This is a genomic window from Gemmobacter sp., from assembly GCF_046292685.1.
Lineage (GTDB): Bacteria > Pseudomonadota > Alphaproteobacteria > Rhodobacterales > Rhodobacteraceae > Wagnerdoeblera.
Genome location: NZ_JBKBQM010000001.1, coordinates 1 through 15,915, shown reverse-complemented (window position 1 = coordinate 15,915; position 15,915 = coordinate 1). Strand labels below are relative to the sequence as shown.

Below are 15,915 nucleotides of genomic sequence, written 5' to 3'. Positions count from 1 at the left end.
CTGCCTGCGGCACAAGGCAAGGGACAGGCAAGGGGGGCAGGATGCGGACCATCGACCTCAATTCCGATCTGGGCGAAGGCTATGGGCCCTGGAGCATGGGCGAAGACGCCGCCTTGCTGCAGGTGGTGACCAGCGCCAACATCGCCTGCGGCGGCCATGCCGGCGACCCCGAAACGATGTTCGCCACGCTTCGCCGAGCGGTGGAATGCGGGGTCACGGTCGGGGCGCATCCCGGCTATCAGGATCGGGCCGGTTTCGGGCGCCGGGTCATTCCGATGGCGCCGGGCGAAATCGGGCGCATGGTTGCGGCCCAGGTCGGCGCGCTGCAAGGGCTGGCGGCGCTTGCGGGCGCGCGGGTCGCCTATGTCAAGCCGCATGGCGCGCTGGCCAACCTGGCCGCCGACGATGCAGAAGTGGCAGGCGCAATCGCCCGGGCCGTTGCCGCGTTGCCCGGCGGGCTGGCCGTGCTGGCAATCTCCGGCACCGCGCTGGAACAGGCCGCCCGCGCCGAGGGCCTTACGGTCTTTTCCGAAATCTTCGCCGATCGCGGTTACCTGCCCAATGGCCGGCTGGTCCCGCGCAGCCAGCCCGGTGCCATGATCCACGATGCCGACGCCGCCTGCGACCGGCTGCTGCGGTTTCTGGACAGCGGGTTGATGCCGGTGGCTGATGGCGGCCCGCCGATCCGGCTGGAGGCCCATTCGATCTGCGTGCACGGCGACGGACCGGCGGCGCTGGCGATGGCGCAAGGCCTCCGCGCCCGGCTGACGGCGTCCGGCGTGGTGCTGCGGCCCTTCGTGGCGGGCTGAGGGCGCTCAGCCCAACGCAAACCGTGCCGCCAGTTCGACATGGGTGGACCAGCGGAACTGGTCCACCACCTGCACCGTGCCCAGCCGGTAGCCGGCGGCGACCAGGGCCCGGGCATCGCGGGCAAAGGTGACAGGGTTGCACGACACCATCGCCACCACCGGCACCCGGGCGCGGGCGATCTCGGCCACCTGCGCCTCGGCCCCGGCGCGCGGCGGGTCGATCACCACGGCTTCGCAGCGACATTCGTCGGGCAGCAAGGGGCGGCGGAACAGGTCGCGGGTTTCGACCGTTACGGGTTTCAGCCCCGGCGCCGTCCGCGCCGCGGCGGCAAGCGCCGCGGTCAGCGCCGCATCGCCTTCGACGGCGTGAACCTCGGCGGTTTCCGCCAGCGGCAAGGCAAAGGTGCCGCATCCGGCAAACAGGTCCACCACCTTTCGCGCCGGGCCGACCGCCTCGCGCACCGCCGCCAGCAAGGCCGCTTCGCCGGCGGCGGTCGCCTGCAGAAAGGCACCCGGCGGCAGCGGCACCCTGGCCTTGCCAAGGGACACCATCGGTTGCGCCCGCAGCGCCACCACTTCCGCATCCCAGGTCAGGCGTGCCAGGCGGTGGGTTTCGGCCAGCGCCGCCAGGTCTTGCACCAAGGCGGCGTCCAGCGGTTTGCCGCCCGCGACCGCCACATCGGGGCCGCTTGCGGTTTCGGTGACCGTCAGCGCCAGTTCCCCCTTGCGCGAGGCGCCGGCCCGGACCAGCGCCTCCAGCGCCGGAAAGGCGGCCATGAGGCCCGGCGCCAGCAACTGGCAGTTCGGCACCGCCACCAGCTGATCGGCACCGCGCATGTGAAACCCCAGCGTGACCCCGGCCTTGGTGCGGCGCCCGGCCAGCGTGGCCCGCCGCCGCGACTGCGGTGGCGAGGTGGCAGGGCCGGTCACTTCGGCCGCCAGCCCTTGCCCCGCCAGCGCGGCGCGCACCACCTCCAGCTTCCAGCGGGCGACGAAGGCATCGTCGGCGTGCTGCAAGGCGCAGCCGCCGCAGGTGCGGGCATGGGCGCAAGGCGGTTTGCGGCGATGCGGCGAAGGCGTCACGATCCGCGCGCCTTCCAGCCGGTCGCCCGCCAGGGTGCCTGCCACCACCTCGCCCGGCAATGCGCCAGGCACGAAAACCGGCCCCTCGGGGCCGCGCGCCACGCCATCGCCCAGGTGGCCAAGGCGCTCGACCGTTACGTCCATGCCGGGTTCCTGCGTTTCTGTCCTGCGCCGCAAGGCGTCATTGCGCGGCCTCCTCCAGCCCCAGGAAACCGCCCGACTGGCGGTTCCAGTAACGGGCATAAAGCCCCCCGGCCGCCAGCAGTTCGGCATGGCTGCCCTGTTCCACGATCCGCCCCGCTTCCATCACCACGATGCGGTCCATCTCGGCAATGGTCGAAAGCCGGTGCGCGATGGCCAGCACGGTCTTGCCTTGCATCACCCGTGTCAAGGCGCTCTGGATCTGGGCCTCGACCTCGCTGTCCAGGTCGCTGGTCGCCTCGTCCAGCACCAGGATGGGGGCATCCTTCAGAAAAGCGCGCGCCAACGCGATGCGCTGCCGCTGCCCGCCCGAAAGCTTGACCCCGCGTTCGCCCAGATGGGCGTCATAGCCCTTGCGACCCTTGTGATCCTGCAAGGTCAGGATGAAATCGTGCGCCTCGGCGGCTTTTGCTGCGGCGATGATTTCGTCCTCGGTGGCATCGGGGCGGCCATACAGGATGTTGTCGCGGGCGGATCGGTTGAACATCGCGGTTTCCTGCGTGACCATGGCGATCTGCCGGCGCAACGATTCCTGCGTGACGCCGCGCACGTCCTGGCCGTCGATCCGCAAGGCACCCTGCTCGGTGTCGTAAAGCCGCAACAACAGCGAGACCAGCGTGGATTTGCCCGCGCCCGAGGCCCCGACGATGCCCAGCCTTTCGCCGGGGCGGATGGTCAGGTCAATATCCTGCACCCCGCCCGTATCCCGCCCATAGGCAAAGCCGACATGATCGAAGCGGATCTCGCCGCGCACCCGTTCCAGCCGCGTCGCGCCCGGCGCATCGGTCAGGGCGTGGGGCGGGGTCAGGGTGCGCATACCGTCTTCGACCTCGCCGACGTTGGCGTAGATGGTCATCAGCGTAAAGCTGACCCAGCCGGTCATCTGCGCGATGCGAATGGCGATGGTGCCCGCTGCCGCCACATCGCCGGTGGTCGCGGTGCCCTGTTGCCACAACAGCAGCGTGCCGCCGATCAGCAGCACCGGCAGCGCCCCGGCCAGCGTCATCAGCGCCAGCCGGAACCAGGCCGAGATCACCCCGAAGTCGATGGACTTTTCACGATATAGCCCCATCGAGCGCAGCGCGGCGCGGTCTTCGTGGTCGGCATGGGCGAACAGCTTGACCGTCTTGATGTTGGTGATGGTATCGACCACCTGCCCGGTCACGTTGGCCCGCGCCGCCGCCCGCGCCGCCGAGGTGCTGCGCACCCGCGGCAGGAAAAACCGGATCAGCACGACATAGGCCCCCAGCCACACCGCCAGAGCCAGCGCGACCCGGGCATCGATCGCCAGCAGGAACACGACCGACCCGAGGATCGAGGCCAGCGCAAAGGCGACGGTGTTGATGACCTCGGTGGCGACATCGGTGATGGCGCGGGCGGTCTGCATCTGCTTGGTGGCGATCCGCCCGGCAAAGTCGTTGTCGAAAAACGTCACCGCCTGCCCCATCGTCCAGCGGTGCAGCCGCGACAGCACCAGCGGCATGACGTTGGGTCCGATCACCACCGAGTTCGCGGCCGAGGAAAGCGCAAAGATCATCGGCCGCGCCAGCAGGTAGAAGGCCACGAACCCTGCCAGCAGCAGCGCATGCGCCCCGAAAAACGCATCGCGCGCCGAGGCATTCGCCGCGTCGATCACCGCGCCCAGGATCATCGCCGACACCACCTCGCTGACCCCTGCCGCCGCCGACAGCGCCGTGGCGACCCAAAGCACGGGCCACGATCCCTTGAGCCCCCACACCATGAAGGCGCCCAGCGTGCGGGGCGGCGGACCTTCGGCGGGGGAAAACGGGGCGATCAGGTCGGCGATCTTCATGTGCTTTCGGCCTTTTGCTGCAGGCGTTCCACCAGCGCGGCAAGGTCGCGGTAGCGGTCGGCGATCTGGCCCGAGAGCGAGCCGGCAAAGTCGCGCAAGCGTTCGGGCGCGGGCATGTCGCGCCAGGCATCGGGAAAGACATCCAGCAAGGCGACGGTCTGCATTTCAAAGCAATACAGCGCCTGCTCTCCGCCATGCGCCGCCACCAGGTCGAAGGCTGCGTCCAGATCCTCTTGCCCGGCGGCCTTGGTGGCGATGAAGGGATCGGTGATGCCGATGACCAGTGCGCGGATGTCGCGGTCGGTTTCATGGGCGCGGGCGCGGTCGAACAGCAGGTTGGTATAGGTCCAGAACGGCATGTCGGCCATCGGCGGCAAGGCGGCATCGCCGATGCTGTGGTGCGGCACCCCGCTGGCCGGCAAGGCATCGAGCGCGACCATCATTGCCGCCGCGGCAGCTTCGGCCCGGGCGTCGTCGCCGGACCCGTCTTCGGCCAGGCTGTCGGCCATCCGGGTCAGCGTCTCGGTCGCCTCGTCCAGAAAGCGGTCCATCTCGGGCGGCATCGGGCGCCAGATCGCCCGCGACAGGGCCCCGGCGCCAAGGCAGGCCACGGGCGGCAACCAAAGGGGCAAATCGGGCCGCCATCCGGTCAGCGCCGCAAACCCGACCCCCATCCAGAACAGCACCAGCACCAGCAGGACCTGGCCGGCGATGTCCCGCGAAAGTGCCTGCGCCCCGCCCGGCTGCGCAAGCCGGGTCAGCAGCCAGGGTCGCGCCAGAAGCCGCGCCGCGACGAAACCGGCGGTCACCAGCACAAAGCCCGCCAGCCCATGCCCCGCCGCGCCGCTGGCCAGCGCCGCCAGCATCATTGCCAGCCCCAGCGCCAGCAGACCGCGTGCCTTCCATGCCAGACGGCGTGCCGACCGCCCGGTCATTCCGCGGCCTCGCTGCCGATGAACCCGCCCGATTGCCGCGCCCACAGGCCGGCATAGATGCCGCCGCGCGCCAGCAGCGCGGCATGGCTGCCGTCCTCGACCACGCGGCCCTGGTCCAGCACCACGATGCGATCCATCGCGGCGATGGTGGAAAGGCGGTGCGCAATGGCGATGACCGTCTTGCCCTGCATCACGCGGTAAAGCGTATCCTGGATCGCGGCCTCGACCTCGCTGTCCAGCGCCGATGTCGCCTCGTCCAGCACCAGGATGGGCGCGTCCTTCAGGATCACGCGGGCAAGGGTGATGCGCTGCCGCTGCCCGCCCGAAAGTTTGACCCCGCGTTCGCCGACATGGGCATCATAGCCCTTGCGGCCTTCGGGGTCTTGCAGCGTCAGGATGAAATCGTGCGCCTCGGCCCGGCGGGCGGCCGCGATCATTTCGGCCTCGGTCGCCTCGGGACGGCCATACAGGATGTTGTCGCGCACCGAACGGTGCAGAAGCGAGGAATCCTGCTGCACCATGCCGATGCGGCGGCGCAGGCTGTCTTGCGTGACCTGCGCGATATCCTGCCCGTCGATCAGGATCCGCCCGCCTTCGAGGTCGTAGAACCGCAGCAGCAACTTGACCAGCGTGGTCTTGCCCGCGCCGGACCGGCCGACCAGACCCACCTTTTCGCCCGGTGCGATGGTCAGGTTCACGCCTTGCAGCCCGCCGCTGTCGCGGCCGTAATGGTGGCGGGCGTTGTCGAACACGATCCGGCCTTCGCGCCATTCCAGCGGCCGGGCGCCCGGCGCATCCAGCACGGTGACAGGCTGGGCGATGGTTTCCATCCCCTCGGCCACGGTGCCCAGGGCCTGCACAAGGCCGGTGGTGGCCCACATCAGCCAATAGGTCAGGTTGTTCAGCCGCAACACAAGCGTGGCCGCCGCCGCCACCGCGCCCACCGACGCCGCGCCCTGATACCACAGCACCCCGGCCCAGAAGATGACCGAGGTGATGAGCAACCCGTTCAGCACCGTCAGCGTGATGTCCATGCGCACGATGATGCGCATCTCCTGCTGGAACTTCTGCCGCGCCGTCTCGATCGCTTCGCGGGCATAGGCGATTTCGCGGTCGTGGTGGGCGAACAGCTTGACCGAGTGGATGTTGGTGTAGGCATCGACGACGCGGCCCGTGATGGCGCTGCGGGCATCGGCGCTGGCCTTGGACGCGGGCCCCGCGTGGCGGATCGTCCAGCGCACCAGCCAGGCATAGGCCGCAAACCACACGACCAGCGGCACCAGAAGCCAGGGGTCGGCATCGGCCAGCAGAACGCCTGCCCCCACCACCGTGACGATGCCGAAGGCCATGGCATCGAAGGTCTGGAACACCGCATCCCCCGCGGCGGGCGGGGTCTGCATGATGCGGTTGGCGATGCGGCCGGCGAAATCGCCTTCGAACCAGCCCACGGGCTGGCGCAGCACATGCCGGTGGGCGCGCCAGCGGATCATGGTGCCGAAGTTGGGCAGGATGGTGTTGTGCAGCAACGCCGTTCCGGTGCCCGATACCAGCGGCCGCACCACCGCCACCACCAGCGCCACCGCAAGGAATTCCCAGCCGTGCGCCGCCAGCACCTGCGCAGGTTCGCCCGAAGCCAGCAGGTCGACGATGCGGCCGACATACCAGATCAGCGCGACATCGCCCGCGGCGATCAGAATCGAGAATATCCCCGTAACCGCAAACACCTTGCGGAACGGCAGCACGTATTCGCGCAGGAACGGCCAAAGCCGCCGCGGCGGGGCATCCGACTGCGGATAGGGTTGATACGGGTCGACCAGGGATTCGAAAAACCGGAACATGCGCGCCTTCCTTGCACCCCGGTATAGGCCGGCTGCGCGCAAAGGAAAACCGCCCCCGGTTGCAGGGGCGGCTCAACCGGGCATCAGGCCCGGATCAGATGGCCGAGGCGATCCAGCTTTGCAGCGCGGCCTTGGGGGCGGCGCCGGTCTTGTTCGACACGACCTTGCCGTCCTTGAACAGGAACAGCGCCGGAATGCCGCGCACCCCCAGTTGCGCCGCGGCGGCCTGATCGTGATCGACGTTGACCTTCACGATCTTCACCTTGCCGGCGTATTCGTTCGAAAGCTCCTCCAGCGCGGGGCCGATCTGGCGGCAGGGGCCGCACCATTCGGCCCAGAAATCGACGACCACCGGAATGGGCGACTTGACTACTTCGGCTTCGAAGGTGGCATCGGTGACGGGGACGGTGGCCATGACATATCTCCTGGCGTGAATATGAAGTTGAACCGAAGGTAGGCACGCCGCCCCCCGGCGTCAAGCCGCACCGGCCCGGTCCAGCGCGGCCGACACCAGATCGTGCGGCAAGGGCATAAGCCGGGCCGCCCGCGTCCACAGGATCGCGGTTTCGATGCGGCGCCCCGGGTAAATGTCGGCCAGAGCCCGCGCATAGGCCCCCATCTGGCGCAGGATGCCTTCGGGCACGTCCTGCGGGGCATCGGGCAAGCTGGCGTTCGACTTGAAATCCACCGCAAGCACGCGGTCGGGGCCGACGATCAGCCGGTCGATGGTGCCGGACAGCGTGGTATCGCCCAAGCGCGCGACAAAAGGCACCTCGGCCAGCGTGTCGGGCGCGAACAGATGCGCAAGGTCGGGGTGTTCCAGCACGGCACGGGCTTCGTCCAGCACGATTTCCCCGCCGGGAATGGTTGCGGCCAAGGCCGGCCAGTCGGCCGGCGGATATTCGGGCAGCCGTTCCAGCAACAGGTGCAACGCGGTGCCGCGCGCCATCGCCTCGGCCTCGGGCAGGCCGGCGTCGCCCGGCAGGGCCTTGGCCCCGCCGAGGTCCGAGGGGTTCAGCGCCCGCGGCGGGCGCGGGGCGGCCGGGGCCGGGGTGGCGGCCCAGTCGGGCAGCGCCACGCCGGGCGCCGCATCGGCGGATTCGCGGGCGCCGGGTTCGGGCCAGGTGCCGAAGGCCAGCCGCAGCCCCGGCCCGGTGGGCATGTCCACCGCCACGGCGCCGGCCGCCTGCAACCCGGTGGCGATGCGGTTGTGCCAGCACTCCGGCTTTTCGGTGGTGCCGGCGGCGGCCACGATCAGCCAGCTTTCGGCCCGGGTCATGGCCACGTAAAGCAGGCGCTGGTTCTCCTCCTCCCACCGGCGGGCGATTTCGGCCTTGGCTTCGGCGATGGGCGCGGGGCTGTCGCCGGCGTTGGTCTGCCAGACCGGCACCTCGCCCAGCAGCATCATGTCGCCGCCGCGTGGCGGCTTGCGGTCGCCGGTGTCGGGCAGAATGACCACCGGCGCCTCCAGCCCCTTGGCGCCGTGCACCGTCATCACCCGAATCCGGTCGCCCGCCGCATCCGACTGGCGCTTGACCTCGACATCGTCGGTCTGCAACCAGGTCAGAAAGCCGGTCAGGCTGGGAACCTCCATCCGCTCGTAGGCCAGCGCCTGGCCCAGCAATTGGTCGATGCCGTCTTCCGCCTCGGGGCCAAGGCGGGCAACCAGGCGGCGGCGGCCGTCGTGGCGGGTCAGGATGCGGTCGATCAGCTCGAACGGACGCAGGAAATCGGCACGGTTGCGCAGGTCGGCCAGCGTGGCGCGGGTTGCGGCATGGTCGTCGCGGTTGCGCAAGGCTTCCCACAGCCAACCCTTGCGACCATGCGCCAGGTCGAACAGCTCCGCCTCGGACCAGCCGAACAAGGGCGAGCGCAAGGCCACCGCCAGCGACAGGTCGTCCTCGGGCGTGGCCAGAAACGACAGCAGCGCCGCCAGATCCTTGACCGCGATTTCGCCGCCCAGCTTCAGCCGGTCGGCCCCGGCAATCGGCAAGCCTGCCGCCTTGCAGGCACGGATCACCTCGGAAAACATCGCGCGGCGCCGCTGCACCAGGATCAGCACGTCGCCTGCGCGCATCGGCCGTTCGCCGCCGCGCACCGGAATGCGCGTGCCGCTGTCCAGCCAGCCCTTGATCTGGCTGGCGATGGTTTCGGCCAGCACCACCTCGGGCGCGCGGGGGGCCGGCAGATCGACCGGGTCGAACCAGTTGCCGCGGTCGGGCTCGTCGGCTGCCTGCACGGGGGGCCACAGGTCCACCCGGCCCGGCATCGCTTCGTTGAAGGCGATGTGCCCCACCGGCCCCAGGCTGGCAAAGGGCGCGCAGGTGGCATCCACCGCGCGCAGCACGGCCGGGGACGACCGAAAGGAATATTCCAGCGCCTGCGCCTGCAACGGCGTGCCCATCGCCGCCAGCCGGGCCGAGAAATGCGCCTGCATCGCGTCGAACTTTTCCAGGTCGGCACCCTGAAAGGAATAGATCGACTGTTTCTTGTCGCCCACCACAAAGATCGTGCGCGGCTTGTCGCGCGCGCCTTGCCCGGCGGTGAACTCCTGCGCCAGCAGTTCGATGACGCGCCACTGTTCGGGGCCGGTATCCTGCGCCTCGTCCACAAGGATATGGTCGATGCCGCCATCCAGCCGATACAGCACCCATTGCGCCAGCGACGACACCGACAAAAGGTCGCGCGCGCGCAGGATCAGGTCGTCGAAGTCCAGCCAGCCAAGCGCCTGCTTGCGCCGATCGTATTCCGGCAGGAAGGCCGCCGCAAAATCGTGCAGCGCCTCGGCCCGTTGCAGCGCACCCAGCGCCAGGCGCCGGTTGCGGGCCGATTCGACCCGCGCCATCAGCTGTTCCAGCGGCGCCAGCAGCGGGCCCAGCGCGCCGCGCGTGTCCTTGGTGGGAAACTTGCCGATCTTGGCCTGAAAGGCGCGCTCGCCGCTTTGGGTCAGCAGCACCTTTTCGAGGCCGAGGAGATCTTGCAGGCCGGCCGACACCAGGTTCAGCGCCTTGAGCCGCGCGGCATCCTTGATGTCGGTCGTCTTGCCGGTTTCCATGCGGGCGGCCACCTCGGCCAGCCATTCGGCCTCGCCCCCGAGGAACACATCCGCCAGCAGCCTTTCGGGGCTGTCGCCGGGTTGCAGCCCCAGAGTTTCGGGCAAGGCGGCGCGCGCCTGCGGGGTAAAGCGGGCGCGCAGGCCGGCGATGTCCTGCGTCAGTTTCAGGAAATCCTCGCCGGTATACAGCGCGGCCAGGCGGCGCACCGCCTCGGGGGCCAGCCGTTCGGCCATGTCCTCGATGATTTCCGCGCGCATCAGGTCGGCCGCGCGTTCGTCCATTTCCGCGAAACCGGGGGACACCCCGGCCTCCAGCGGAAAGCGCCGCAAAAGCGAGGCGCAGAAGCTGTGGATGGTCTGAATCTTCAGCCCGCCGGGGGTTTCGATGGCGCGAGCGAACAGCCGGCGTGCGGCCGAAAGGGTGCCTGCATCGGGGCTGGCGGCAAGGCCCAGCTCGGCCAGCGCCTGCAACAGCTCGGCCTCGGGCATCATCGCCCAGGCGCCGAGGCGGCGGAACAGGCGGTTCTGCATTTCGGCCGCGGCGGCCTTGGTATAGGTCAGGCACAGGATGCGCTGCGGCTCGGTGCCTTCCAGCAGCAAACGCGCCACGCGGTCGGTCAGCACCTTGGTCTTGCCCGAGCCGGCGTTCGCCGAAAGCCAGGTGGACCGCGCCGGGTCGGCGGCGGCGCGCTGGCGGGCCGAGGCAGGATGCGTCATGGCGCCCCCCCCACAACCAGCCGGACGGCCGCATCGGCCATGTCCCATTCGCCATGCCGCGACAGGGCATCGTAATCGCTGGCGAACGAGGTGCGGAACATCGCGCGCCGCGCGGTATAGCCGGTATCGGCCTGCTGATAGGTGGCGATCAGCCGGATCAACCCGGACCAGACGCGGTCCAGCCCCTCGGGTGTCACGTCCACGGGCACGGCCTTGGGCGTGGCGCCCAGCCCGACATAGGTGGCCGCCGCCACTTCGGCCGGCCCCAGGCGCGCAAAGCCGCCTTGCCTGGCCATGGCCGCCTGCAAGGCCAGTTGCTGGTTGAAATAGGCCTGCTGTTCGGCCGTGGGCGGAGAGCTGGTCTTGTAATCGTAGATGTGCAACCGCCCGTCGGCCAGACGGTCGATGCGGTCGGGGCGCGCGGTCAGCCGGAACCCGAGGCCCGGCAGGGTGACGGCACCGGGGGTTTCCAGCAGTTCGGGCGTGCCGGCGTGGTCGGCCTCGAACGCGGCGACCCAGTCGGCCACCCGCGCCAGACGGGCGCGCCACAGCACGCGGGCTGCGGGCCAGGGCACCTCGGCCTCCAGCACCGCATCGGCGGCGGTCATCAGGGCGGCGGCGGTGCCGCGGCCGTCGCGGGCAAAGGCCTCCATCACCTTGTGCAGGGCGGTTCCGCGCAGGCGGGCGTCGGGGCTGGCCCGCAGCGGGTCGAGCCCGCGCAGCCGCAGGATGTGCCGGGCATAGATCGCGTAAGGGTCGCGGATCAGGGTTTCGATGCCGGTGACCGCCAGTTCCACGGGCCGGGCCGCCACCGGCGGGCAAGGCGAGGGCCGCGGCGCCCGCGGCACGGTGGCGGCGGGCCTTTCCAGCGCGCGCGCCATGCCCAGCCAGACGGCGCCGCGCGCCTTCATGGCGGCCAGCGCCTGCGGCCCGTTCCGGTCGGGCAAGCCCTGCATCAGGTTCACCAGCCGGTTCAACCAGCGCGAGGGCACGCATTCCGCCTCGTCGCTGCGGGCGGCGCGGGTCAGCACCACCTCGGGGGCGGCGATGGCCTGCTGGAAATCGTGCGCCGCAAGGCCGATGCGCCGTTCGGGCAGCAACAGCCCGGCCTTCAGCCGCATCTGCCGATTCAGCCAGGGGTCGGGCGGCGGCAGCTGCGGCCAGCCGCCATCGTTCAGCCCGCCGAGGATCACCAGCCCGGCCGACAGCTCGCGCGCCTCGCGCGCACCCTGGATGCGGATCAGCGGGTGCGGGGCGGCGGTTTCGCGCACCTCCTGCCCGGCAAGAACGGCATCGAACAGCGCCGCGTAATCGTGCGGGGCCAGCGTGCCGCCATGCGCGGCTTCGGCCTCCAGCGCGGCAAGCGCGGCCTGCGCGGCTTCGCCCGGGGCTTGCAGCCACAACTCACCGCTGCCGGGCACGGGGCCGGCGCACAGCGCCTCGGCCAGGGCGCGGTGATGGGTCAGATGATCGGCCAGCGGCCTTTCGGCCACCGAGTCCAGCCCGGCGATGCGGTCGGCCAGCCAGCCGGCCCAGGCTTCGGCCTTGTGCGCGGCGCCCCAGACCCGCAGGAAGCCGGCATCGGGAAAGGCCGGCCCCTTGCGGCGCAGGTGCAGTTCCAGGTCGCGGGTCAGCCGCAGATGGTCGCCCCGATCGGTGCCGGTATGAACCAGCGGATGTTTCAGCAGCGCCAGCAGCCGGTCGCCGGTGATCCGCTGGCCGAACAGCCCGGCCACCTGCCGCAACAGCCGCCCCGGCGGGGTCAGCATCAGCGGGCGGCCGGCGCTGTCGTCGGGGACGATACCCCAGCGGTCCAGCGCCACGGTCACCTGCCGGGCAAGGTCGCGGTCGGGGGTGACCAGGGCCGCAACCCGCCCGACCTCTGCCGCCTCGCGCAGGATCAGGGCAATCGCCAGCGCCTCGGCCCGCGGGCTGGGCGCCTCGATCAGGGTCATGCCGGCGGTTGCCGGCACCAGATCGGGCAGGGTTGCGCCTTCGCTCAGCCACTGATCGGTCACAGGGGCCGGGCGCAAGGCCAGCGATACCAGCGCGTTGCGCCCCGGCGCCGGGGCCGGGTCATCGGTCCAGGGCCGGACGGCCGCGGCCGTCAGCCCCAGCCGGTCCAGCAGGCGGCGGGTGCGGTATTGCGGGTGATCCTCGGCCGTCAGCGCATCGCCCAGATGGTCCCACACCGTGGGCGGCATGGCGAAATCGTGCCCGGGCAACACCAGCGCGCCTTGCGGCAAGCCCGCCACCGCCTGCATCATCAGCGCCGTCGCCCCGCGCGATCCGGTCGAGCCCGCCACGATCACCGGCCCCGGCGGCGGGCGCGTTGCCCAGATCGCGCCCAAGCGCTCGGCCACCATCCGGCGGCGGGTTTCGGCCTGCGGGCTGGCATCGGGCCCGAAGAACGGCGCCACGATGCCCAGAAACCGCTGGGTCCGCGCCCAGTGCAGCGAATGATCCGACACATCCAGCGCCGCCACCGCCTCGGGGCTTGCGCCTTCGCCGGCCATCTCGTCCATCAGGTTGGCCAGGCTGTCGGCCAGATCGTAAAGCGCCGACCGCGGCGCAAGGTCGGGTTCGGCATCCAGCAACCGGGCGATCAGCTGGGTCAGTTGCAGCCGCCGGCGCAAGGCGGGTTCGGGCGCGGGCAGATGCGGCAGGGGGTGCGCCTCGGCCAGTTCGGTCACCAGCCGGATGCGCGGCAGCAGGTCCGGGCCGCGGAACTGCGCCTTGACCCGCTCGCGCATGCGCGAGGAGTTGACCCACAGCGTGACGCGCGCCATCGCCTCGGGCGGGGCCGCGCTCAGCCGGCTGCGCAGGCCCGCGACAAGGGCGGCGGCGAAATCCACCCCGGGCGGCAGCCCGAAGACGCGCGCTTCGCCGCTGTCAAACATCGCCGGCCTCGCGCAACATTGCCTCGGCCTCGGCGATGCCTTCGGGGCGGCCGACGTCGCACCATCGGCCGGTATGCACCACGCCGAAGGCACGGCCCGCCGCGATCAGCGCATCCCAATGGCGGTTGAGCGAAAAGACCCGCTCCGGCCGGGCTTCCAGACCCGCCGGGTCCACGATCTGCGCGCCCAGATACACAAGGTCGCCCCCCCGCGTGATGCGGCCGTCGGGGTGCAGGGCAAAGTCGCCCTTGCCCGCATGGCCCCGGGTCTGCGCCACCGGCGCAAGCAGCAGCAGCGCGCCCATGCCGAGGCGCCATCCGGCCGCCAGCGTCTTCAGCGGGTTCGGGCCCGTCCAGACCGCATCGGTGTTCAGCGTGAACACCGGCCCTGGCCCCAGCAGCGGCAGGGCTGCACGCAGGCCGCCGCCGGTTTCGAGGATTTCCGGCGATTCGTCGGAAAAGGCAATGTCGCGCCCCGCAAGGTGGTCGCGGATCATCGCCCCCTTGTAATGCAGGTTCGCCACGATGCGCGCGATGCCGGCGTCGTCGGCCAGCGCCAGCGCATGGTCGATCAGCGCCCGCCCGGCCACCCGGATCAGCGGCTTGGGCCGTTCGGCCGTCAGCGCGCCCATGCGGGTGCCGAAGCCTGCGGCGAACAGCATCAGAGGGTAGGGACAGTGCCGCACAGGTCGGTGATCCTTTGCAGGGCTTCGGGCGTAGGCTCGGGCAGGCGGGCTGCGGCGCGCACCCCGGCCAGGGCAGGATGGGCAAGGTCGGCCTGCAGATGCGCCCAGACCCGGGGAATCAGCCGCACATATCCCGGCTTGCCGAAATGCAGGCTCAGCCGGGTGAACCCGCCCAGAATGCGCAAGGCGCGCTGCGCGCCCAGAACGGCACAGGCGGTGGCGGTGCGTTCGGGGTCGGCGCCGGTGATTTGCGCGAAGTGCGCGATCAACGGGGCCGCCAGCGCCGGCGACACATCGCGGCGGGCATCCTGCAACAACGAGATCAGGTCGTATTCCGGCTGGCCCATCGACCCCATCTGGAAATCCAGGAGGCCCACACGGGCCAGCCCCGCGCGACCGGGCAGCCACAACAGGTTTTCGGCATGGTAGTCGCGCAGCACCAGCACCGGGCGCGCGGTGCAATGTGCCGCCATCGCCTGCGCCATCGCCCGTTGCAACGGTGCCGGATCCTGCGGCTGGCCGGTGACGGCACGGGCATACCAGGTCAGGCTCAGCGCTGCCGCCTCGGCCATGAAGGCGGGGCTGTGGTCGGGCAGGCCGACCGGCGGCGGGGCCGCCTGCAGGGTGGCCAGAACCTCGACCGCGGCGGTGTAAAGTGCCTGTTCCCGGCCCGGGTCGCGGGCCAGAGCCCGGGCGAACAGATCGTCGCCAAGGTCTTCCAGCAGCAGAAAGCCGTTGCCAGCGTCTTCGGCCAGGATTTCCGGTGCCGAAAGGCCCAAGGCGCGCAGGTGCCGCGCCATGACGACAAAGGGCCGCACATCCTCGCCCCGGTCGGGCGGAGCATCCATCAGAACGGCCGTCGTGTCGCCCAGCGTAAGCCGGTCGTAGCGGCGGGGCGAGGCATCGCCGGCCAGAAACTGCCGCCGGGCCGTGCCCCAGCCCGACCGCGCCAGGAAATCTGCAGCAAGCCCGGCCCGCGCGGTCATGGCATCGGCCCCAGACGTGCCAGCCGGTCGGAGGGGCCGCGCAAGGTGGCAAGCCGGCCCGCGCCGTCGTCGGCAAGCGTCAGGTGCAAGGCATGCGCCGGGGTCAGCTTGCCCAGCCGGTCTGGCCATTCGACAAGGCACAAGGCGGTGCCGAAGGCCTCGTCCAGCCCCAGTTCCGCCACTTCGGCCGGGTGCGACAGGCGATAGAGGTCGGCGTGCCAGATTTCGCCCGAGGCGTTGTCATAAACCTGAACCAGCGTGAAGGTGGGCGAAGGCACGTCCTCCATCCGCCCGGCCGCGGCAAGCCGGTGCTGGATCAGGGCGCGGGCCAGATGGGTCTTGCCGGCGCCGATCGGCCCTTCCAGCAGCAGCACATCGCCGGGGCCCAATCGGTCGGCCAGCCACCGGCCCAGGGCTTCGGTCGCAGCCGCATCGGGCAAGGAAAACACCAGTCGGTCGGGCGGGGCGGTCGGGCTCATGCCCGATGTCTAGCCTGCCGGGCCGGGCAGGGAAAGGCCCGGCCAAGCTTAGCAGGCTGCTGAAGAAGTCAGCCCTCGACCCGGAGTTAGGAACATGTTTCACCCTTTGCACGACAACGGTGGGGGTGATGATGCGCGGGACGGACGAGGCGAGCGGGTCGCTGTTCAGCTATGTTGACCTTGAAGCGCGCATCCCCGCCCGGCATCCGCTGCGCAAGATCCGGCAGGTGGTCAACGAGGCGCTGGCCAGTCTCGATGCCGAGTTCGAGGCGCTCTACACCGATTTTGGCCGTCCCTCGATTGCGCCGGAACGGTTGATCCGGGCGAGCCTGATCCAGATCCTGTTTTCGGTCCGCTCGGAGCGGCAGTTGATGGAACAGATGCAGTATAACCTGATGTTCCGCTGGTTCGTGG

12 protein-coding genes are annotated in these 15,915 nt (G+C 70.4%); 2 read left to right on the top strand and 10 right to left on the bottom strand.

What is annotated here, in order from left to right; all coding sequences use genetic code 11:
- Positions 1-41 precede the first annotated feature (41 nt).
- Positions 42-809, top strand: a complete 768-nt coding sequence (locus tag ACK4S2_RS00060) for a LamB/YcsF family protein (RefSeq protein WP_409618984.1) — start codon at positions 42-44, stop codon at positions 807-809.
- Between the two features lie 6 nt (positions 810-815).
- Here the strand turns inward: ACK4S2_RS00060 and ACK4S2_RS00055 are convergent, their stop codons facing one another.
- The 10 genes from ACK4S2_RS00055 to tsaE all read right to left on the bottom strand — a co-directional run bounded on the left by ACK4S2_RS00055 (position 816) and on the right by tsaE (position 15,501).
- Positions 816-2,036, bottom strand: coding sequence for a class I SAM-dependent RNA methyltransferase (locus ACK4S2_RS00055; protein WP_409618982.1), 1,221 nt, complete (start codon positions 2,034-2,036; stop codon positions 816-818).
- A 37-nt stretch (positions 2,037-2,073) separates the two neighbouring features.
- Positions 2,074-3,906, bottom strand: a complete 1,833-nt coding sequence (locus ACK4S2_RS00050; protein ID WP_409618979.1) for an ABC transporter ATP-binding protein — start codon at positions 3,904-3,906, stop codon at positions 2,074-2,076.
- Positions 3,903-4,841: a hypothetical protein gene (locus ACK4S2_RS00045; RefSeq protein WP_409618976.1), complete on the bottom strand. Its 939-nt coding sequence runs from the start codon at positions 4,839-4,841 to the stop codon at positions 3,903-3,905. Before ACK4S2_RS00045 ends, ACK4S2_RS00050 begins: the two co-directional genes overlap by 4 nt.
- A complete protein-coding gene (locus tag ACK4S2_RS00040; RefSeq protein ID WP_409618974.1) occupies positions 4,838-6,679 on the bottom strand; it encodes an ABC transporter ATP-binding protein in 1,842 nt (613 codons plus the stop codon). The genes ACK4S2_RS00045 and ACK4S2_RS00040 overlap by 4 nt, the downstream gene beginning before the upstream one ends.
- Positions 6,680-6,773: 94 nt before the next feature.
- Entirely contained in the window at positions 6,774-7,094 is a 321-nt protein-coding gene (gene trxA / locus ACK4S2_RS00035) for a thioredoxin (RefSeq protein ID WP_409618971.1), read from the bottom strand.
- A gap of 60 nt (positions 7,095-7,154) precedes the next feature.
- Complete coding sequence (addA, locus tag ACK4S2_RS00030; protein ID WP_409618968.1) at positions 7,155-10,451, bottom strand: double-strand break repair helicase AddA; 3,297 nt, start codon at positions 10,449-10,451, stop codon at positions 7,155-7,157.
- On the bottom strand, positions 10,448-13,351 hold the full coding sequence (gene addB, locus ACK4S2_RS00025) for a double-strand break repair protein AddB (RefSeq protein ID WP_409618965.1): 2,904 nt from the start codon (positions 13,349-13,351) through the stop codon (positions 10,448-10,450). Before addB ends, addA begins: the two co-directional genes overlap by 4 nt.
- The gene (locus ACK4S2_RS00020) at positions 13,344-14,036 is read right to left on the bottom strand and encodes a nucleotidyltransferase family protein (RefSeq protein WP_409618963.1); all 693 of its coding nucleotides are present in this window, start codon (positions 14,034-14,036) and stop codon (positions 13,344-13,346) included. The genes addB and ACK4S2_RS00020 overlap by 8 nt, the downstream gene beginning before the upstream one ends.
- On the bottom strand, positions 14,012-15,022 hold the full coding sequence (locus tag ACK4S2_RS00015; RefSeq protein ID WP_409618960.1) for an aminoglycoside phosphotransferase family protein: 1,011 nt from the start codon (positions 15,020-15,022) through the stop codon (positions 14,012-14,014). The genes ACK4S2_RS00020 and ACK4S2_RS00015 overlap by 25 nt, the downstream gene beginning before the upstream one ends.
- Complete coding sequence (gene tsaE, locus ACK4S2_RS00010; RefSeq protein WP_409618957.1) at positions 15,019-15,501, bottom strand: tRNA (adenosine(37)-N6)-threonylcarbamoyltransferase complex ATPase subunit type 1 TsaE; 483 nt, start codon at positions 15,499-15,501, stop codon at positions 15,019-15,021. Before tsaE ends, ACK4S2_RS00015 begins: the two co-directional genes overlap by 4 nt.
- Positions 15,502-15,632: 131 nt before the next feature.
- On the opposite strand from tsaE, the gene ACK4S2_RS00005 reads away from it, so the two are divergent.
- Positions 15,633-15,915: transposase (locus ACK4S2_RS00005; protein ID WP_409618954.1), on the top strand; the 283-nt coding region annotated here is incomplete at its 3' end.